Raw genomic sequence first — 19,553 nt, 5'->3', positions numbered from 1 at the left:
CGCTGCGGTGCGATGCGCGCGGGGCGCAATTCGCCAGTCGTCTAAATATTACGGACGCCTTTCGATTGCCGCGGCGCGCGGCGCACAACAATGCAAGTGCGCACGTTGTGTTCCGCGCCGGGCGATATCGCGAACTCAGGCCGCCCCAGTGCGTTCGCGTGCCCGCAGCCTGAGCGCCAGCGCGAGCCCCACGACCAGCAGCACGATCACGAGGCCGGCCACGCCGGCCCAGCCCGCCGCAGTCCAGAAGTGCCCGCCGATGGAACCCATCACGCTCGAGCCGACGTAATAGGCCAGCAGGTACAGCGCGGCGGCCTGCCCCTTCGCTTCGCGCGCGAGCCGTCCAACCCAGCCGCTCGCCACCGCATGCCCGGCGAAGAAGCCAATGGTCAGGCAGGCGATGCCCGCCGCGATGGCCGCGAGCGGCGCGAATAACGTGAGCACGACGCCCGTGAGCATCAGCGCGAGACTGGCGACCAGCACGCGGCCGCGCCCGAAGGTGTCGGCCATGCGGCCCGACCACGGCGAGGCGACCACGCCGGTCAGGTAGACGAGGAAAATCGCGCCGATCGCTGCCTGACTCATGCGATAGGGCGGCGCGATCAGCCGGTAGCCGATGTAGTTGTAGAGCGTGACGAAGCTGCCCATCAGCACGAAGCCCATGGCGAACAGCATGGGCAGCCCCGGCCGCGCGAAATGGCGCAGCAGGGCCGAGCGATGATGCGTCAAGCCGAGGCCGCTCTTCGGCACGAAGTGTCGCGAGGGCGGCAGGAGCGAGCGGAACGCCAACATGGAAGCGAGCCCGAGCACGCCGATCACGGCGACTGCCGCACGCCAGCCGAACAGGTCGGTGACGATGCCCGTGATCACGCGCCCCGCCATGCCGCCGATGGCCGTGCCGCCCACGTACAGGCCCATCGAAAGGCCGAGGCCGTCCGGGTGCATTTCTTCGGCGAGCCAGGCCATGGCCACGGCGGGCACGCCACCGAGCGCAATGCCCTGCAGCGTGCGCAGCACGAGTAGCTGATGCCAGTGCGGCACGAAGGCGGTGGCGAGCGTGAGCAGCGACGACGCGCACAGCGACGCGGTCATCATGCCGCGCCGGCTCCAGCCTTCGGAGACAAAGCCCGCAATGAAGATCGCGATGGCGAGCGCCGCCGTGGTGAACGAGAGCGAGAGGCTGCTCTGCGCGGGGCTCACGCCGAAGGTTTCGGAGAACGCAGGCAGCAGCGGCTGCACGCAGTAGAGAAGCGAAAAGGTGGCGTAGCCGGCGAACAGCAGCGCGAGGCTCGCGCGCCAGAATTCGGGGGTGCCGCGTTCGATGTACGGAACGGCGGAGGGCGCGGAATTGCGCGAGGCGCCCGGTGATGCAGTCACGAGTCAATCTCCAGCAATATTACAAAGGCGCAACGATACGCCTGTTGGGCGAATGACGTGGTCGAGCGCCGCAGGAGAGGCGGCGCTGGCGGCTTAGCCCGGCGAGCGGGCGGCGTCCGGCTGCGCGCCGCGAGCGGCGCTTGGTGCGCTCGCCGAAGCGCCTTGTGGCCCGCTGGCGGGCTGCGCTTTTTGCACGTCGTCCGGATGCACGAGCGCCGCATCGCTGGGCAAATCCGCCGCGCTCCAGCCGCCGCCCAGCGCCTTCACGAGCGCGACGCTCGCCGCCATGCGCCGGCGCGAGATCGCCACGGCCTGGCGTTCGTTGTTGAGCGCCGTGGTTTGCGCGACGACCACGTCGAGGTACGTGATCGCGCCGCCGAGATAGCGATTGTTGATGGTGACGAGCGTGCGCTGCGCGGCGTCCACCGCGCGGTCCTGGGCCGTCGCCTCCTGCTCCAGCACGCGCAGCGCCGCGAGGTTGTCCTCGACGTCGCCAAAGGCGTCGAGCACCGTTTGACGGTACTGCGCCACGTTCTCGTCGTACTGGGCACGCGCTTCGTTGCGCACGGCCTCGCGCCCCCCGAAGTCGATCAGCGTGCCCGCGAGCGTCGGTCCGAGCGACCAGAAGCGCGCGGGCGCGACGAGCCACTGGCTGAAGTTGGTGGCCTCCAGGCCGCCCGTGACCGCGAGCATGAGGGTCGGGAAGAACGCCGCCGTCGCCACGCCCACTTGCGCGTTCGCGGCGGCCACGCGGCGCTCGGCAGCGGCAATGTCGGGGCGCCGTTCGAGCAGCGTGGATGGCACGCCCGGCGGGCTCGTGATCGCGCGCACCGTGTAGGCCTCCTTCGGTGCGACGGCGAGCGTGAACGTGGAAGGCGACTGCCCGATGAGAATCGCAATGGCATGTTCGAGCTGCGCGCGCTGCACGCCGAGATCGATCGCCTGCGCTTCGGTGGTCTGCAGCTGCGTTTGCGCCTGGCCCACATCCGCGTCGGTGGCGATGCCGCCCGCGTAGCGATGCTGCGTCAGTTCGAGCGATTCGCGATAAGCCTGGATCGTGTCGTCGAGCAATTGCCGTTCGCGGTCGAGGCCGCGCAGCTCGAAGTAATCGGTCGCGAGTTCGGCCTGCATGGAGAGCAGCACGGCCTGCATGTCGGCAGCGCTTGCCTGTGCATTGGCCCTGGCGGCCTCGACGTTGCGCGCGACGCGGCCCCAGATATCGGGCTCCCATGTGGCGTCGATGCCGACGGCGTAATCATTGATCGTTTGACCGGCCTTCGACGTGTACAGGACGTTCTGCGAGGTGCGGTAGCGCGAAAAGTCGCCGCTCGCCGTCACGAGCGGAAAATAGCTCGAGCGCTGCTGCGCCACGTTCGCGCGCGCCGCGCGAAAATGCGCCTGTGCGGCTTGCACGTTCTGGTTCGCGCTCTCGACCTGGGCTTCGAACTTGTCGAGCGCGAGGTCCGCGTAGATTGTCCACCACGCGCCGCGCGGCACGTTGTCCGCAGGCTGCGCAATCGTCCAGCCCGTGCCTTCGAGCTCCTTGAACGTCGCGGCCACGGGCATGCTGGGGCGTACGTAGTCGGGCCCAACCGTGCAGGCGCCGAGCCCCCCGAGCAGGGCCAACGCGAGAAGTCGAACGCGTGCGCGCCTCATCATTCGCCCTGCGCTTGCGCGTTGCTACCCGCACCGCTCGCGCCATGCGCCGCACCTGCCTCGTGCTGCGGCTGCACGATGCGCACGGGCGTACCGTCGACGATCGCGTCCTGCGGATTGACGATCACGCGCTCGTCTCCCGCGAGCCCCGCGGCCACAGCGACGCGGGTGCCGAAGTCGGTGCCGAGCGTGACCTTCACCAGCTTCACGCGGTTTTGCGCGTCGACGGTTGCCACCTTCACGCCGTCCGGGCGGAACAGGAAGGCGTTGCCGGGCAGCGTCATCGGCGTGCCCGAGCCGTCGAGCGCGAAGTGCACCTGCGCATACGCGCCGGGCAGCAGTTCGCCGCTGCGGTTGTCGACATCGACTTCCACGAGCATCGTGCGCTGCTGCGCGTCGACCGCGCCCGCCGTGCGCGCGACGATGCCAGGGAAGTGCTTGCCCTGCTCCTCGTTGAGCGTGAGATACGCATGCTGCTGCACGCGGATCTGCTGCGCGTAAGCCTGCGGCACGTTCGCGTACACGCGCAGCCGGTCGGCCTGCGCGAGATGAAACAGCTCTTTCTGCGAGCTGCCGCCGTTGCCCGCGTCGATGAGCGCACCCACGTCCACGTTGCGCGCGGTGACGATGCCGTCGAAGGGCGCCGTTACGCGTTCGTACGACTGCAGTTGCGAGAGCCGCGAGACGTTGAAGCGCGCGGAATCGAGCGTGGCCTTTTTCGCGAGCATGTCGCCGACTTTTTCGTCGGCGTCCTGTTTCGCCACCGAGCGCGTTTGCAGCATCTGCGTCCAGCGGTCGGCCGTGGTTTTCGCGAGCGCGTAATTGGCTTCGGCGTTGGCGAGATCGGCGCGCGCGGCACGCAGTTGGTCATCCACTTCGGGTGCGTCGATTTCGGCGAGCAACTGGCCCGCCTTCACGTGCGCGCCGATGTCGAAGTACCACTTGCGCAGATAGCCGTTCGTGCGCGCGTAGATCGGCGTGTCGAGAAACGCCTGCACGTTGCCGGGCAACACGAGGTCGAGCGCGCGCGCCGAGCGCTGTGGCGTGACCACCTGCACGGAGAGCGTGCTCGCGGTCTTCGCGTCGCGCTCGAGCGCCGCGTGCGCGCTATGGCGCGACCAGATGCCCTGCGCGGCGAGCCCGATCACGATGAGCGCGGCGAGCACGATAGGCCAGCGTCGCGGCTTGTGCGGGCTATGCGGCGCTTGCGGCGGAGGCGTTTGCGAATGATTCGTCATGACAGGGTATTCATGATTTGGGCACTACGTTTTCACTGGCGCGCTGGCGGCGCTCGCCGAGCTTGCGGTAGATGAGCGAGAACACCACGGGTACGAAGATCAGCGTGGCGAGCGTGCCCACCGCGAGGCCGCCGATCACGGCGCGCCCGAGCGGCGCGTTCTGCTCGCCGCCTTCGCCGAGGCCAATGGCCATCGGCACCATGCCGATCACCATGGCGAGCGCGGTCATGAGCACCGGGCGAAAACGCGTGTAGCCCGCTTCGATCGCGGCGCGCGCCGCGTCGCCGTGCAGGCGCAACTGCTCGCGCGCGAAGCTGATGACGAGAATGGAGTTCGCCGTGGCAATGCCGATACACATGATCGCGCCCGTGAGCGCGGGAATGGACAGCGTGGTGTGCGTGAGGAACAGCATCCAGACGATGCCCGCAAGCGCGCCCGGCAGCGCCGTGATGATGATGAACGGATCGAGCCACGACTGGAAGTTCACGACGATCAGCAGATACACGAGCACGATCGCGAAGACGAGACCGCCGAACAATCCGGAGAACGAATCGTTCATCGTCTGCACCTGGCCGCGCAGCTTGACGGTGGAGGTTTTCGGCAGCGCGTCGCGCGTCTGGTCGATGATCTTCGCGATGTCGTCGGAAACGGCGCCGAGGTCGCGCCCGTCGGCGGTGCCGTAAATGTCGATGGTGGTCTGCGCGTTGTAGTGCGTGACCACCGCGTCGCCCGCCACGCGCTGCATGCTTGCGAGCGAGCCGAGAATATTGCTGCGGCCGTTCGCGGTGAGCGGAATGTTCGCAAGCGACTGCAGCGAATCGATCGTGTATTGCGGCGCTTCGGTCACGACGTTGTAGCTCACGCCGTTGACCGGGTTGAGCCAGAACGTGGGCGTGGTCTGCTGGCTGCCCGAGAGCGTGATGAGCAGATCGCTTGCCACGTCCTTCTGCGTGAAGCCCGCCTGCTGCGCGCGCGTGCGGTCCACGTCGATGAAGATGCGCGGCAGGTCCGCGGGCTGCTGGATGCGCGCGTCGACGAAGCCGGGCACGCCGCGCAGCCGCGCGAGCAGCTTCGCCGCGAACGCGCGGTTTCCCGCCACGTCGCGGCCCACGATCTGCACGTCGATAGGTGAGGGCATGCCGAAGTTCAACGTCTGACTCACGATATCCGCGGGCAGGAAGGCGAACTGCACGCCCGGGAACTCGTCGTTGAGCGTGCGGCGCAACAGGCGTACGTAATCCGCCGTGGCGTGGTGATCTTCGTTCAGCGAGATCAGCACGTCGGCGTCGGAGGTGCCGATGGTGCCCGTGTTGCTGTACGAAAGGTTGATGCCCGAGACCGGCAGGCCGATGTTGTCGATGATCGAATGCAGCTCGCCCGGCGGAATCAATGTACGCACGCGCTTGTCGATCCGATCGACGAGCACGGCGGTTTCTTCCACGCGCATGCCGGTTTTCGCGCGCACGTGCAGCGCGATGGTGCCGGCATCGACTTGCGGAAAGAAGTCGCGCCCGAGAAACGGCATGAGCAGCAGCGACGCGCCACAGCAGGCGAGAAACGCCACGACGAACCACACGGGATGCTTCACGCGCGCCGCAAGAAACACGCGATAGCGCTCGCGTAGCCCCTCGAAGCCGCGCTCGAACGCGAGGTGCACGCGCATGAACGGATTGCGTGTCGTGCGATGCAGGTCGGCGGCCTTGTGATGATGGCGCATCAGGTACTTCGCGAGCGTGGGCACGAGCGTACGCGAGAAGAAGTACGAGGCCAGCATGGCGAACACCACGGCTTCCGCGAGCGGGATGAAGAGGTAATGCGCCACGCCCGTGAGCAGGAACATCGGCACGAACACAATGCAGATGGAGAGCGTCGAGACGAGCGTGGGAATCGCGATCTGGTGCGCGCCGTCGAGAATTGCCTGTTCCAGCGTCTTGCCTTGCTCCAGCTGCTGGCTGATGTTCTCGATGGCGACCGTTGCGTCATCAACGAGAATACCCACCGCGAGCGCTAGCCCGCCGAGCGTCATGATGTTGATGGTCTCGCCGAGCGCCGCGAGCACGATGACCGAGGTGATCATCGAAAGCGGAATCGAGACCGCGATGATGAGCGTGGCGCGCCAGTTGCCGAGAAAAAGCAGGATCATGAGCGCCGTGAGCGCGGCGGCGATGAGCGCTTCGCGCAGCACGCCCTGGACGGAGGCGCGCACGAAGAGAGACTGATCGGCGACCGGATCGATATTGAGCGACGACGGCACGAGATTGCGCAGCGTCGGCATCATCTCCTTGATGCGATCGACGATTTCGAGCGTGGACGTATTGCCGCTCTTGTTGATGGTGAGGAGCGAGGCGCGCTGACCGTCCACGCGCACGATGTTGGTTTGCGGCACGTAGCCGTCGCGCACGTGCGCGACGTCGCGGATATAGATCGTGCCGCTTGCCGTGGTTTTCACGGGAATGTCGTTCAAGCCCGCTAAGCTGTTGGGGCTTGCGTTCATCGTGACCGAATATTCGGTCGCGCCTATTTTCGCCGTGCCGGAGGGCAGGATGAGGTTCTGCGCGCTGATCGCGTTCACCACGTCCATGGGCGAGAGATTGTGCTGCTGCAGCGCGCGCTGGTTGATGTCGACCATGATTTGCCGCTGCTTGCCGCCATAGGGCAGCGGCGCGGAGGCGCCCGGCACGGTCGCGAGCTGCGTCTTCAGGAAGTTGTTGCCGTAGTCGAACAACTCCTGCTCGGTAAGTTGCGGTGAGGAAAGCGACAGGCGCAGGATCGGCACAGTCGAGGCGTTGTAGCGCAGAATGAAGGGCGGCTGGATGCCAGGCGGCAGCGAGCGCAGCTGCGCTTGCGAAAGCGCCGTGACTTCGGCGAGCGCTTCCTGGATATTGGCGTGCGGCTGGAAGAAGATCTTCACGACCGCGATACCGTTGAGCGAGGTCGATTCGGTGTGCTCGATATCGTTGACCGCCACGGAAAGGCCGCGCTCGTAGTTGAGCACGATGCGCTTTTCCATTTCGTCGGCGGGCAGGCCGGTGTAGGTCCAGATCACCGAGAGCACCGGGATGTCGATGTTCGGGAAGATGTCCGTGGGCGTGCGCAGGATCGTCAGCGGCCCGACGATCAAAAGCAGCAACGCGAGCACGACGAACGTGTACGGGCGCTTGAGCGCGAGTCGAACGATCCACATGGAACGACGGGTTCCTTCGCTGGTGGCGGAGTGTGGCTCGCGCGGCTGGTCTGGCCGCGATGGCGAGCGTTTAGGTTATCGGTACCGTGGCCGGCTATGATGGCGCGCTTGAGGTCTTTGCCTGTGCTGCGCCTGGCCTTTGTGGTGCACGGTTGGGACAGGACTATAGCGCCAGTCACGAGGCATCAGCGTACTTTTTCAGGGACTGCCCTAGCAAGGGCGCTGAAAATGGGGTTTACCATCTGTTACAGTCAGCTTTTCGTAAGTTGCGCGAACGAGGCGGGGCGGAGCAGTGACGGTGCGCGGCGGCGTCTTTACGGCGTCGTTGATACACCCCCCTATTTTTTCGCTTTGCGCATGCGCTCAAACAAGCAACAATGGGGATGCCAAGGGTCCGGCCGTGCTTAAGCGCGCGGAACGAGCGGGTCGCCCGAAGCACGTTTGGATGCGCGCGCAACCGTTGGTGCGCATCGGTTTTTTTGTCAGCATGCCGACCGGTTTTCCTTCGAGGGAGCCGGCGAAGGTAGCGAGGTAACGGGGAAACATCATGCAAATCGGTTCTATCGTCCGTTCCGTTCATATCGCCGTGCCACAGGGCGCGCGCGGCATCGTGATGCGCATTCTCGGCGACATGGCGATGGTGACCTGGTATGCCGGGGAGCCTGGCTCGTCGAAGCAACTCAGCACCGAGCCCTTTTTTCTCGAAGATCTGATCGATACGGGCGAGCACGTCATGCCCGCCGGCGCGCAGATCCACTGAGCCTGGGCTCTGTGACACGTTGACGAGGCGCGCCGCGCCTCGTCGCAGGGTTGCGCGCCGCGTTTGTGTTCATCGTGCCCGCCGTGGCGCACCGCGTGCTCGCAGCCACTGCCCGCAAGAGGCACAATTGCGGGTATGAATTACGATCCTTCTCCTCTTCCGGGCGAACCTTCCGGCCCCGGCAATTCCAGCGACCCGCAAGCCGCGCCCTACGCGCGTCTCACGCCTGAATGCGTGCTCGACGCCGTGGATGGCGTGCTGATGCCGGCCAACCGCCGCACGGATGGCCGCATGCTCGCGCTCAACAGCTACGAGAATCGCGTGTACCAGGTGGGCGTGGAAGACGAGGCGCCCCTCATCGCCAAGTTCTATCGCCCCGAGCGCTGGAGCGACGAGGCGATACTCGAAGAGCACGCCTTCGTCGCCGAACTCGCCGCGCGCGAGATTCCCGCTGTGCCCGCGCTCGCCTTCGAAGGGCGCACGCTGCACGAGTTCGACGGGTTTCGCTTCTCGCTTTTCGAGCGCCGTGGCGGCCGCGCACCGGACCTCGACCGCAGCGACACGCTCGAATGGCTGGGCCGTTTCATCGGCCGCATTCACGCGGTGGGCGCGACAAAACCTTACGCAGCACGCCCCACGCTCGACATTCAGACGTACGGCTACGAGCCGCGCACGTATCTGCTGGAACATGGCTTCGTGCCCCCCGATGTGCGTGAAGCGTGGCAGGCCGCGGTCAATCTCGCGCTCGAAGGCGTGGAGGCGGCATTCGAGCGCGCAGGCGACGTGCGTTCGCTGCGCCTGCACGGCGACTGCCATCCGAGCAACGTGCTCTGGACCGACGCCGGCCCGCATTTCGTGGACTTCGACGACAGCCGCATGGGTCCCGCTATCCAGGATTTGTGGCTGCTGCTGCCCGGCGATCGCGCGGGAGCCTCGCGCGCGATGGCGGATCTGCTCGCCGGTTACGAGGACTTCTGCGAATTCGAGCCGCGCGAGCTGCATCTCGTCGAGGCGCTGCGCACGCTGCGCCTCATCCACTACTCGGCGTGGCTCGCGCGCCGCTGGCACGATCCCGCGTTTCCGGCCGCCTTCCCGTGGTTCAACACGCAGCGTTACTGGGAAGAGCGCATTCTCGAACTGCGCGAGCAGATCGGCGCGATGCAGGAAGGGCCGCTCTGGCCCGTGTGAACGCTGAACGCGGCGCGCAGGTTCACTGCGCGCTCGCCGGACTGCCGGGCGAGGCGCCCTGCGCAGATGGCTTGACGATCAATTGCGCGCGCAGGTCGCGCGCCATCGTCTCGAACGCGGGGCGCATCTGTGCGAAATCGTCGGCGCTGCACACGTCGCTTGCGAAATGCGTCTGGCCCGTACGCGTGACGCGCAGCACGTTCGCCTCTGCGTCGAGCGCGTACTGCGAACTGAAATCGATGAAACGATTGTCGGCGTGCTGCGGCATGGGCACGTCGAGCACGCGCATGCCCGGCGGCAGGACGATGCGCGTGCGCTCGGTCATCACCACGTTGCGGCACATGAACGGCTGCGTGCGCCGCGGCTCGCCGAGCCAGTAGCGCAGATTCGCGTCGAGTCCACCCACGAAGCTCGTGAGCGTGGGCACAGGCGTGGTCATCTCCGGGTCGACGAAACCGTCGAAGGTGCCCGTGAGCGTGAGCACGAGCGGTCCCGCCGTGGCGTCGAGCGGGCTGGAGGCGAGCGTGGCGTTGCCGCGCAGGTTGGCGTTGTGCAGCTCCCATTGCAGCGACTCCTCGCGCTGCGCAGGCGTTTGCAGGCGCAGCACGCTGCGTGTCTGTTCGGCGGACCAGCCCTGCGCCTGCAAGCGGTAGATGAAGCGCGCCGAGCCGTCCGGCGCGACCGTGATGTCGAGATCGCTCTCGCGTGTGGTCGAGGCCGTGGCGGGCGTGCGGACCTGCGTGCCGTCGCCGGCGAGCACGGCCACGCGGTCCATATCCGTCGACGGCAAGTAGCCGAACTCGATGTTGCTCGCGGTGGAGTCGGCGAACATCTGCAGATCGGGCAGCCAGGTGATGACGTGATTGATCACGCCGAAGCCCGGCACGCTCGGCAGCGTGTAGACCGTGCCGCTGTTCACGAGCGCCGGCATGCTGCGGATGCCGACGGCGTCGAGCAGCGCGCCGTAGAGCGCGACATGGTCCTTGCAGTCGCCATAGCGGTTTGCGAGCACGTCGCTGGCGCGGTGCGGCACGATCTCGCCGCGCCCGATATTCATCGCCACGTAGCGGATGTTGCGGCGCACCCAGTCGTAGAGCGACTGCGCCTTCGCGCGCGGCGTGTCGTCGTGCGCCGTGAGCGTGAGCGCGAGACGCACGATGGCCGGGTCGCGCACGGTCGGATCGGCGGCCGCCTCGCGATAGACCTTCGCGAAGGCCGCGTAATCGGGGAAGGTGGACACCATCAGCCGGTCGCCGTAGCTCACGTAGGCCACCGAGCCGTATTCGAGGCGCTGGAAATTCGACTTGTCGTAGCGATACTCATAGCGCGTGCGGCCGTTCACCGTGGCGGGCGGCAAAACGGTAAAGCCGCGCGCGTCGGCGTAGAGCGGCACTTTCGCTGGCAGGTCGTAGATCACGCGGAAGTTGTGCGTGGGCGCGAGGTCGGGAGGCGTGAAGTCGCTGAACCAGCCCGGCACGAGCGGCACGCGCTGGATCTTGCGCCACGTGAGATGCACGCGCGCGCCGGGCTCCACGGCCGGGAACACGATCACCTTGTCCTGCACGTCCTGGAACATCGGGGCGTCGAACGAGCGCACTTCCTGCACGTCGCGGATCTGCTCGGGCCGCACGTCGTGGCGGCCGCCCTGGGCGTCCTCGGTCCACGCTTCGAGCACCTCCACGTGGGCCATCTCGCGGTTGAACCACACGTAATACTGGCCTGCGCGCGCAATGCCGGCCTCGGTGTTCACGCGCAGCGTGAGCGAGTCGAGCTTGGTGTACGAGCCGTCCGCGTTGACCGTGAAGGTCTGCGTTTCCGATTCGTTCGTGTAGGGCGCCTGCGCGGCGCTGCCCGCCGGATTCAGTTCGCCCGCTTCGAGGGGCACAGGCGTGAGCTGCGCCACGCCCGGGCGCAGGTCGGCGGCGAAGGTTCCCGTAGCGGGGCCGAGCACGGCTAGGCAAAGAGCGAGAGCGAGGCGCATTGGGGGGCTCGGCAGGGGTCGGGTCGCGGATGGGCGCTACTCCCGTCACTTAAAAGTCATGCAACCGGCTTGTCAAGCGGATGGCCCGCACACAGCCCGCAGGGGGCCCTGTATCGAGCATTGAGTCTAAATGCTGGGCCGCGCCATGAAACGCCCGCTTGCGTCGTTGTCCCTGGCGTCCTGCGGCGCCGCCGCCAGTTTGCTGCGCACGCAACAATCGGCCGAGCGCGACGGCGCGCGGGCCGCTGAAGGCCATATGTATGTTTACCTCATATTGCCAAGGCAGCGCCTGGGGTCTAAGGTTCGTGCAGCCGTCAAGCGGCAAATAAGTGTTCTGTGCGCTAACGCACAAAAGAGCACGTAAGACCACGCCTACCAACAGCCATTTTGGATGGGACCAGAGAGAGCGCCCACCCCTCGCTCCACCTCTGGTTGATTCGGGAGATCCCATGAGCAGCGTTGCAGATTCGACGCGCGGTGCGCAAAGCGCACCTTTCTTTTCCAAAGAGGCGACCGTCGCCCCGCCGGGCTTTTCGCGCTGGATGGTGCCGCCCGCAGCGCTGGCCGTGCATCTGTGCATCGGCCAGGCCTATGCGTTTTCCGTGTTCAACGCGCCGCTCACGAAGGTGATCGGCATTACGCAGTCCGCGCCCGATGACTGGTCGCTCACCACGCTTGGCTGGATTTTTTCGCTTGCCATCGTGTTTCTCGGCCTTTCCGCCGCCTTTGGCGGCAAATGGCTCGAACGTGTGGGCCCGCGCCGCACGATGTTTACCGCGGCATGCTGCTTTGGCGGCGGTTTCCTCGTTTCCGCGCTCGGCGTGTATCTGCATCAGATCGCGCTGCTCTATCTCGGCTACGGCGTGATTGGCGGCATCGGCCTTGGGCTCGGCTACGTCTCGCCAGTTTCGACGCTGATCCGCTGGTTCCCCGACCGCCGCGGCATGGCAACGGGCCTCGCGATCATGGGCTTCGGCGGTGGCGCGATGATCGCCGCGCCGCTCTCCGTCATGCTGATGAAGCACTTCGCGAGCGACACGAGCGCGGGCGTCGCCCAGACCTTCGTGGTGCTCGGCGTGGCGTACTTCATCTCGATGTCGATCGGCGCACTCGCCATCCGCGTGCCCGCGCCCGACTGGAAGCCCGCGGGCTGGACGCCGCCGGTCGTCGCGAAGAAGCTCGTGTCGAACCAGCATGTGCACATCGACCAGGCGCTCAAGACGCCGCAGTTCTACCTGATCTGGCTCGTGCTGTTCCTCAACGTGACGGCTGGCATCGGCATTCTGGGTCAGGCCTCGGTCATGATTCAGGAAAGCTTCAAGGACACGGTGACCGCCGGCGCGGCGGCGGGCTTCGTTGGCCTGCTCTCGCTCTTCAACATGGGCGGGCGCTTCGTGTGGGCTTCGGCTTCCGACTGGGTGGGCCGCAAGAACACCTACTTCATTTTCTTCGTGTTCGGCGCGGTGCTCTATTACGCGGTGCCGCAGTTCGCGCAGAGCGGCAACATCGTGCTGTTCGTGCTGGCGTACTGCCTGATTCTCTCGATGTACGGCGGCGGCTTCGCGACCGTGCCCGCGTATCTCGCGGACATGTTCGGCACGGCGTTCGTCGGTGGCATTCACGGCCGTCTGCTCACCGCGTGGGCGGCTGCAGGCGTGGCGGGCCCGGTGCTCGTGAACTACGTGCGTGCCTATCAGGTCGCGAACGGCGTGGCGAAGGCCGACGCGTACACGATGACTGTGCACATCATGGCTTCGCTGCTCGTGCTCGGCTTCATCTGCAATCTGCTCGTGCGCCGCGTGGACGCGAAGCATCACATGAGCGAGACGCAACTCGCCGCCGGTAAATAAGGAGGAACGCGCAATGTCTAGTCAAGCTGCCCCGAAATCGTCAAACACGGCGCTGATGGCGATCTTCTGGCTTTACGTGCTGGTGCCGCTCGTGTGGGGCGTGACCAACACGCTCACGCAGGCGATGAAGCTGTTCGGCTGATGCCTCGACGTTGAAGTGAAGCGAGGCGGCGCGAGCCGCCCGCAAAAAACCCGTACTGCGGGCCGCCGACGCGAGTCGCGGCCCGCAGTTTTTTTGGGGGCGCGTAGTCGCGTGCACGCTTGTGGCGATCCCTCGCCGCACGGCAGTACGATGCGTTTTCGTAACGCGGCATCCGGAGACGGACGATGGTGCGGATCATGATGATCCTGCTAGGCGTGGAGTATCTGCGCGAGCGCTGGCGCGGCGTGATGGCCGTGGGCGTGATGAGCGCGCTCGTGGGCGCGGCGCTCTTTATCGACGCACTCGACGGCGTGCTGTATTTCCATATCGCGCCGTTCGCGTGGCTGCTGCTGATCGAAGGCCTCGCCACGCTCGCGGTGGCATGGACCGGCATGGGCGGCCAGCGCACGCTGCGCTATGTGAAGGGCTTCGGTTTTTGCATCACTGCGGTGCTCGTGCTTTCGGGCTACCGGCACGCGTCGTTCATTATTTCGATGGTGTTCGCCACGCTCTTTCTCGCCGATGGCCTGCTGCAGATCGCGTCGGCCTGGGTCGTGCGCTATCGCACGTGGCGTCTCGCGCTGGCGGGCGGCGCGCTGCAGATCGCCATCGCCATCTTTCTCTACCAGCCTTATCCCACGCACTACAAGGGCACCGTGCCGTACTGCCTCGGGCTCATTCTGATGTTCGCCGGCTGGAACCTGCTGCTGCTCGCGTTGCGCGCGCGCCGGCTTGCCGTGAATCCGGCGGCGGCGCAGGGCGGCGCGGCAGCGCTCGTGGCGAGCGCGGTGGGCGCGGCGAATGCGGCCAAAGGCCAGGCGCAGAGACTCGCACAAACCGTGTTCGACGGGCCGCCCGCGCCGCACGAGCACGCGCTCACGGTACACGTGTGGACGCCAGTGGGCACTTCGAGAGCCGAGGCGCGGCGCCAGCCGCTCATCGACCGTTATATTGCCGCCGTCGATCGTGATGGCGTGATTTCCACGGGGCACGCCGCGCTCGAATCGCCCGAGCGCGTGTACATCAGCCTCTATCCGGCCGTGGAAATCGATCGTTCTCCCGATGAATTCACGCGCACGCTGCGCGCGACCCGCGAGAACGACGTGCCGGGCCTTTTCCAGCCCGACTACGTAACGGAGTCGCAGGCGTGGTGTCCGTCCACGCGTCAGGTGCGCATTCGCAACTACGATCCGCTTCGGCTGGAAAGCTTCTGGCAGCGCTATCGCGAGGACACGACCTATAACCTCACGCACCGCAATTGCTCGAGCACGGTTTCGCACGCGCTGGAGGCGGCGCTCGAAGGCGCGACGCCGCGTGTGTGGGGCCACGGGTGGCTCGCGTTCGCGCGCATGCTCACGACGCCGGAGCTATGGGTGGCGGCGCAGGTGCGCAAACGCGGCCAGACAATGGCGTGGACGCCGGGACTCACGCTCGACTACGCTCGCGCGCTGAGCATGCTGGCGGACCCGCGTCCTTCGGGATGGACGCGCATGCTCAGATCGCTGCGCGCGCGAATGTTAAGACGAGAGCGCAGGCACGAGCGCGAGCGCAAGCACGAGGCCGATCGCGACGGGCGCTCGCCTCACGCGTGAAGCTAACAACAAACCGGCCTCACACGTCGCACGTCGATCCCGCACCCGCCGCGTGTTCGCGCGCGGCCTTGGCGCCTTCCACCTGGAGAATGGTCGGCAGGGACACACCGTTCTTCGCCGCCGTGACCTCCGCGAGGATCGACACCGCGATCTCCGGCGGCGTGCGGCTGCCGATGTAAATGCCCACCGGGCCATGCAGCCGCGCGAGTTCCGCTTCGCTCAGGTCGAACTCCTTGAGCCGCTCGCGCCGTGCCGCGTTGTTGCGCCGCGAGCCCAGCGCGCCCACGTAAAACGCGGGGGTCTTGAGCGCTTCCATTAACGCGAGGTCGTCGAGCTTGGGGTCGTGCGTGAGTGCGATCACGGCGCAGCGTTCATCGAGCTTCATGTCGAGCACGGTGTCGTCGGGCATGGTGCGCACGAGCGCCGTGCCGGGCACGTCCCAGATGTCGGTGTATTCCTCGCGCGGGTCGCACACGGTCACCTGGTAGTCGAGCCCCACCGCGATCTGGCAAAGATAGCGCGAGAGCTGCCCCGCGCCGATCACCAGCATGCGGTAGCGCGGGCCGTGAATCGTGAGCAGGCGCGCGTCGTCGAAGTCCACGCCATCGGTCGCTTTTGCGGGGCCGAGCGTGGCGTGGCCGGTCGCCATATCGAGTGTGCGCGCAACCAGATCGCCGCGCTCGACGGTTTGAAGCAGTTCGCGAATGCCCGAGGCCTCCGAGAGCGGTTCGAGCACGAGCTGGATCGTGCCGCCGCATGGCAGTCCGAAACGATGCGCCTCTTCAGCCGTGATGCCGTACTTCACCGCCTCGGGTCTGGCGATCGTGACGCCTTCGCGGCGCACGCGGTCGATCAGATCGTCCTCGATGCAGCCGCCCGAAACGGAACCGACCACGTGGCCATCGTCTCGCACCACGAGCATCGCGCCCTCGGGGCGCGGCGACGAGCCCCACGTTTTCACCACTGTCACCAGCAGCGCGCGGTGCCCTGCGTCGAGCCAGTTCACGCTGGATTTCAGGACTTCGAGATCCACGCTGTCCATGATCGTTTCCTCTTCGGTGTTTCCTCTGCGCTTTCGCCTTGCGGCTCGCCTTCTGCGTCGCTCGCGGCAGGCGTCGCCGCTTCGTCGGTATTGTGCTGCGCGTCGCTGCCGAGCTGTTCCCCGAAACGCTTGAAAAACTCGCCTGCGATCTTGCGCGCCGCGCCGTCCACGAGGCGCGAGCCGATCTGGGCGAGCTTGCCGCCCACCTGGGCGTTCGCGGTGTACGTGAGCGTGGTCGACTCGTCGCCGGCGGATTCGAGCTTCACGTGCGCGTCGCCCTTGCCGAAGCCCGCTGCGCCGCCCTGGCCCTCGAAGACGATCGTATAGCTGTTTGGTGCTTCGATGTCGGCGAGCTGCATGCGGCCCTTGAAGCGCGCCTTCACCGGACCCACGGCGGCGGTCAGCGCGACAGCGTAGGCGTTCTCGCCATCGGCTTCGATGCTTTCGCAGCCCGGTATGCACGCCTTGAGGATCGCCGTGTCGTTGAGCGCTTCCCAGGCGCGCTGTTGCGGCACCGGCAGCGTGTGGCTTTCGGTCAACTCCATCGTGTGGCTCCTTGCGTACGTGCAACCGGCGCGGCTTCGCACAGGCTGCGCGCGAACGCTTCGAGGCTGTCGAGATTGTGGACGGGGTAATGCGCGTCGACGTGCGGCAGCATTGCCTGCACGCCGCGCGCTTTGGGGGTGAAATCGCGGTAGCGCAAGAGCGGATTGAGCCAGGTCACGCGGTGCGCGAAGCGGTGCAGGCGCGCCATCTCCTCGCCGAGCAGGCTGCATTCATCGTGATCGAGCCCGTCGGTGACGATCAGCACCGTCGCGCGGCCGCCGAGCATGCGGCGCGCCCAGCGGCGGTTGAATTCGGCCAGCGTCGCGCCGATGCGCGTGCCGCCCGACCAGTCCGCAACCTGGGTGGCGAGCTGCGCAAGCGCGACATCGGGGTCGCGTTCGCGCAGCGCGCGCGTGGCGTGCGTGAGGCGCGTGCCGAACAGAAACACCTGCAGGCGTTCGCGCGATTGCAATAACGCGTGGCAGAAGTAGAGCACCGCACGCGAATAGCTGCTCATGGAGCCCGAAATGTCGAGCAGCAGCACGAGCGGCAGCTTGCGCTCCACGGGCGCGCGATATTTCCATACGGTCCAGTCGCCGCCCGCGCGCACTGCGTGGCGCGCGCTCGCGCGCAAATCGGCGTGCGTGCCGTGCGACGATGCCTTCAGGCGCCGCGTGCGTTCGGTGGCGAGCGGCAGGCGGCGTGCGCGGATCAGGTGGCGCAGCGCGCGCCATTCGTCGGCGGAAAGCGTGTCGAAGTCGCGCTGGCGCAGGCGTTCTTCGGCGCTGAACGTGGCATGCGCGCGCAACTCGTGCTCTTCGTGCGAGGGCGGCGGCTTCGCGCCGGGGCGGGTGGCCGGGCGTGCGGCGAGCGCGTCGGCGAGGCGGTTGTTGCGGCGCGGCGGCGGCACGCCGCCTTGCACCTTCGGCAACAAGAGCGCGCGCAGCTTGCCTTCGAAATCGGGATCGCGCCAGAAGAGGGCGAAGGCGGCGTCGAAGATCTCGCGCTCGTCGGGCGCGCTCGTGAGGAGCGCGGCGAGCGCCGCATGCACGTCGTCGCGGCGGCCGAGGTCGATATGGCGCAGCGCTTCGATCGCGTCGACGGCGCGCGACGGCGACATCGGAAGGCCCGCGCCGCGCAGCACGCGCACGAAATGCACGACGTTGCGCGCGAACGTGGGCAGGGTGTTGATCGAGGCGGTTTCGTTCGCGGCTGCGGACATCGTGCTCACTCCGCGAGCGCGAGCGTTTGCGCGATGCGTTGCGCGTCGAGCTGCGCGAGGTCGTCCTGGTACTTGAGGAGCACGCCCAGCGTGTCCTGCACCGATTGCGGATCGAGTTCCGTCACGGCGAGCGCGGAAAGCGCGCGGCACCAGTCGATCGTTTCGGCAATGCCGGGCGCCTTGAAAAGGTCCATGGTGCGCAGCTGATGCACGAACGCCACGGCGCGATGCTGCAATTCCGGGGAGGTTTCAGGTGCGCGCGCAGCCACGATCGCGAGTTCGCGCGCGCGGTCGGGGTAGCCGAGCCATTGATAAAGGCAGCGCCGCTTGAGCGCGTCGTGCACTTCGCGCGTGCGGTTCGAGGTGATGATGACAAGCGGCGGCGTACTCGCGTGCACGGTGCCGTACTCGGGAATCGATACCTGGAAGTCCGAAAGGAGTTCGAGCAGGAAGGCTTCGAACGGTTCGTCGGCGCGGTCGATTTCATCGATCAGCAGCACGCGGCGTGCAGAAGGATTCTGCGGATCGGGTTGCAGGGACTGCAGCAGCGGGCGCTTCAAAAGAAATTCGTCGCGGTAGAGCGTGTCGTTGCGTGGCTTTTCGCCGGCGGCTTCGGCAAGACGCAGCGCCATGATCTGGCGCGGGTAGTCCCACTCGTAGAGCGCGCTCGCCGTGTCGAGCCCTTCGTAGCATTGCAGGCGCAAGACCGTCGTGCCGAGCATCGCCGCGGCGGCCTTCGCGAGTTCGGTCTTGCCCACGCCCGGCTCGCCTTCAAGAAAGAGCGGCCGCTCCATGCGCAGCGCGAGAAAGAGCGCCGTGGCGAGCTCGCGGCTCGCGAAATAGCCGCGCGCTTCGAGCTGCGCGAGGGTGTCGTCGATCGAGGCGGATTGCATGAGTCTGTCGTGCTGGCGCGGATCAAAGGCGGCGAGCGCTTCCGTGCAAAAGAGGAAGCGCTCGCCCTCGGGACTAGCCTAGCCGTTGGCCTTCGCCACCGCGCGCGCCGCGAGCACCGGTATGAGGTGCGCGCGATACGCCGCGCTCGCGTGCAGGTCAGTGTTGAGGTCGTCGTCGGCGACTTTTACCGCGCGTGCGGCCTCGGGCGCGAAGTTCGTCTTCAGCGCGCTTTCCAGCGCGCCTTCGCGGAACACCGATGGCCCGGCGCCCGTGACGGCCACACGCACCTCGCCGGGGTATTTCGCGACGAACACGCCCGTGAGCGCGAAGTGCGAGGCCGGATTGCAAAACTTCTCGTAGGCCGCGCGCTCGGGCACCTGGAATTCGACGGACACGATCAGCTCGTCGGGCTCCAGCGCCGTTTCGTACATGCCGAGGAAGAAGTCGTCGGCCGCGATGCGCCGCCGGTCCGTCACCACCGTCGCGTTCAGCGCGAGCACCGCAGCCGGATAATCGGCGGCGGGGTCGTCGTTCGCGAGCGAGCCGCCGAGCGTGCCGAGCGCGCGCACCTGGCGGTCGCCGATCATGCCCGCGAGGTCCGCGAGCGCCGGCAGCGTGTTGCGGATCTGCGCGTTTTCGGCGACGTCGGCATGGCACACGGCCGCGCCTATCTTCACCACCTTGCCGTCCACCTGCACGGCTTTGAGCTCGGGAATGCGGGTGACATCCACGAGCGTGGTGGGCTGCGCGAGGCGCAACTTCATCGCCGCGAGCAGGCTCTGGCCGCCGCCGAGGAATTTGGCGTCGGCATCGGCCGCGAGGGCTTTCACGGCACCTTGCGCGTCAGTCGCGCGCTGATAGTCGAATGCGTACATGGAGCG

15 protein-coding genes are annotated in these 19,553 nt (G+C 66.7%); 5 read left to right on the top strand and 10 right to left on the bottom strand.

Annotation, left to right across the window (positions count from 1 at the left end):
- Positions 1-135: 135 nt before the first annotated feature.
- The 4 genes from U5A58_RS01320 to U5A58_RS01305 all read right to left on the bottom strand — a co-directional run bounded on the left by U5A58_RS01320 (position 136) and on the right by U5A58_RS01305 (position 7,455).
- Positions 136-1,377: an MFS transporter gene (locus U5A58_RS01320; RefSeq protein ID WP_321946790.1), complete on the bottom strand. Its 1,242-nt coding sequence runs from the start codon at positions 1,375-1,377 to the stop codon at positions 136-138.
- 93 nt (positions 1,378-1,470) lie between these two features.
- Positions 1,471-3,036 carry an efflux transporter outer membrane subunit gene (locus tag U5A58_RS01315; RefSeq protein ID WP_321960008.1) on the bottom strand — a complete coding sequence of 522 codons (1,566 nt, stop codon included), beginning with the start codon at positions 3,034-3,036 and terminating at the stop codon, positions 1,471-1,473.
- Positions 3,033-4,271, bottom strand: coding sequence for an efflux RND transporter periplasmic adaptor subunit (locus tag U5A58_RS01310; protein ID WP_321960007.1), 1,239 nt, complete (start codon positions 4,269-4,271; stop codon positions 3,033-3,035). Before U5A58_RS01310 ends, U5A58_RS01315 begins: the two co-directional genes overlap by 4 nt.
- Positions 4,272-4,281: 10 nt before the next feature.
- Complete coding sequence (locus U5A58_RS01305) at positions 4,282-7,455, bottom strand: efflux RND transporter permease subunit (RefSeq protein ID WP_321934439.1); 3,174 nt, start codon at positions 7,453-7,455, stop codon at positions 4,282-4,284.
- Between the two features lie 547 nt (positions 7,456-8,002).
- Between U5A58_RS01305 and U5A58_RS01300 the strand changes: the two genes are divergently transcribed.
- The gene (locus tag U5A58_RS01300; RefSeq protein ID WP_321907377.1) at positions 8,003-8,215 is read left to right on the top strand and encodes a hypothetical protein; all 213 of its coding nucleotides are present in this window, start codon (positions 8,003-8,005) and stop codon (positions 8,213-8,215) included.
- A 126-nt stretch (positions 8,216-8,341) separates the two neighbouring features.
- A complete protein-coding gene (locus U5A58_RS01295) occupies positions 8,342-9,403 on the top strand; it encodes a serine/threonine protein kinase (RefSeq protein WP_415774156.1) in 1,062 nt (353 codons plus the stop codon).
- 22 nt (positions 9,404-9,425) lie between these two features.
- Here the strand turns inward: U5A58_RS01295 and U5A58_RS01290 are convergent, their stop codons facing one another.
- Positions 9,426-11,384, bottom strand: coding sequence for a DUF3857 and transglutaminase domain-containing protein (locus tag U5A58_RS01290; protein WP_321960005.1), 1,959 nt, complete (start codon positions 11,382-11,384; stop codon positions 9,426-9,428).
- Positions 11,385-11,833: 449 nt separating this feature from the next.
- Between U5A58_RS01290 and U5A58_RS01285 the strand changes: the two genes are divergently transcribed.
- The 3 genes from U5A58_RS01285 to U5A58_RS01275 all read left to right on the top strand — a co-directional run bounded on the left by U5A58_RS01285 (position 11,834) and on the right by U5A58_RS01275 (position 14,968).
- The gene (locus U5A58_RS01285; protein ID WP_321907384.1) at positions 11,834-13,234 is read left to right on the top strand and encodes an OFA family MFS transporter; all 1,401 of its coding nucleotides are present in this window, start codon (positions 11,834-11,836) and stop codon (positions 13,232-13,234) included.
- Between the two features lie 13 nt (positions 13,235-13,247).
- Positions 13,248-13,376, top strand: a complete 129-nt coding sequence (locus U5A58_RS01280; RefSeq protein ID WP_321907385.1) for an MFS transporter small subunit — start codon at positions 13,248-13,250, stop codon at positions 13,374-13,376.
- A gap of 185 nt (positions 13,377-13,561) precedes the next feature.
- Positions 13,562-14,968 (top strand): DUF308 domain-containing protein, encoded by a 1,407-nt coding sequence (locus U5A58_RS01275; protein ID WP_321946795.1) that lies wholly within the window; start codon positions 13,562-13,564, stop codon positions 14,966-14,968.
- A gap of 19 nt (positions 14,969-14,987) precedes the next feature.
- On the opposite strand, the gene U5A58_RS01270 is transcribed toward U5A58_RS01275, so the two are convergent.
- The 5 genes from U5A58_RS01270 to U5A58_RS01250 all read right to left on the bottom strand — a co-directional run bounded on the left by U5A58_RS01270 (position 14,988) and on the right by U5A58_RS01250 (position 19,547).
- Positions 14,988-16,010 (bottom strand): XdhC family protein, encoded by a 1,023-nt coding sequence (locus U5A58_RS01270; protein WP_321960004.1) that lies wholly within the window; start codon positions 16,008-16,010, stop codon positions 14,988-14,990.
- Positions 15,983-16,555, bottom strand: coding sequence for a carbon monoxide dehydrogenase subunit G (locus U5A58_RS01265; RefSeq protein ID WP_321960003.1), 573 nt, complete (start codon positions 16,553-16,555; stop codon positions 15,983-15,985). Before U5A58_RS01265 ends, U5A58_RS01270 begins: the two co-directional genes overlap by 28 nt.
- The gene (locus tag U5A58_RS01260; RefSeq protein WP_321960002.1) at positions 16,546-17,778 is read right to left on the bottom strand and encodes a VWA domain-containing protein; all 1,233 of its coding nucleotides are present in this window, start codon (positions 17,776-17,778) and stop codon (positions 16,546-16,548) included. The genes U5A58_RS01265 and U5A58_RS01260 overlap by 10 nt, the downstream gene beginning before the upstream one ends.
- Before the next feature lie 5 nt (positions 17,779-17,783).
- Entirely contained in the window at positions 17,784-18,671 is an 888-nt protein-coding gene (locus U5A58_RS01255) for a MoxR family ATPase (protein WP_321960001.1), read from the bottom strand.
- A gap of 78 nt (positions 18,672-18,749) precedes the next feature.
- Complete coding sequence (locus U5A58_RS01250) at positions 18,750-19,547, bottom strand: xanthine dehydrogenase family protein subunit M (RefSeq protein ID WP_321960000.1); 798 nt, start codon at positions 19,545-19,547, stop codon at positions 18,750-18,752.
- Positions 19,548-19,553: the final 6 nt, after the last annotated feature.

The sequence above is a fragment of the Paraburkholderia sp. J7 genome (genome assembly GCF_905220155.1).
In the GTDB taxonomy this organism is placed as follows: Bacteria; Pseudomonadota; Gammaproteobacteria; order Burkholderiales; family Burkholderiaceae; genus Paraburkholderia.
This window is presented reverse-complemented; position numbering and strand designations above follow the sequence as displayed.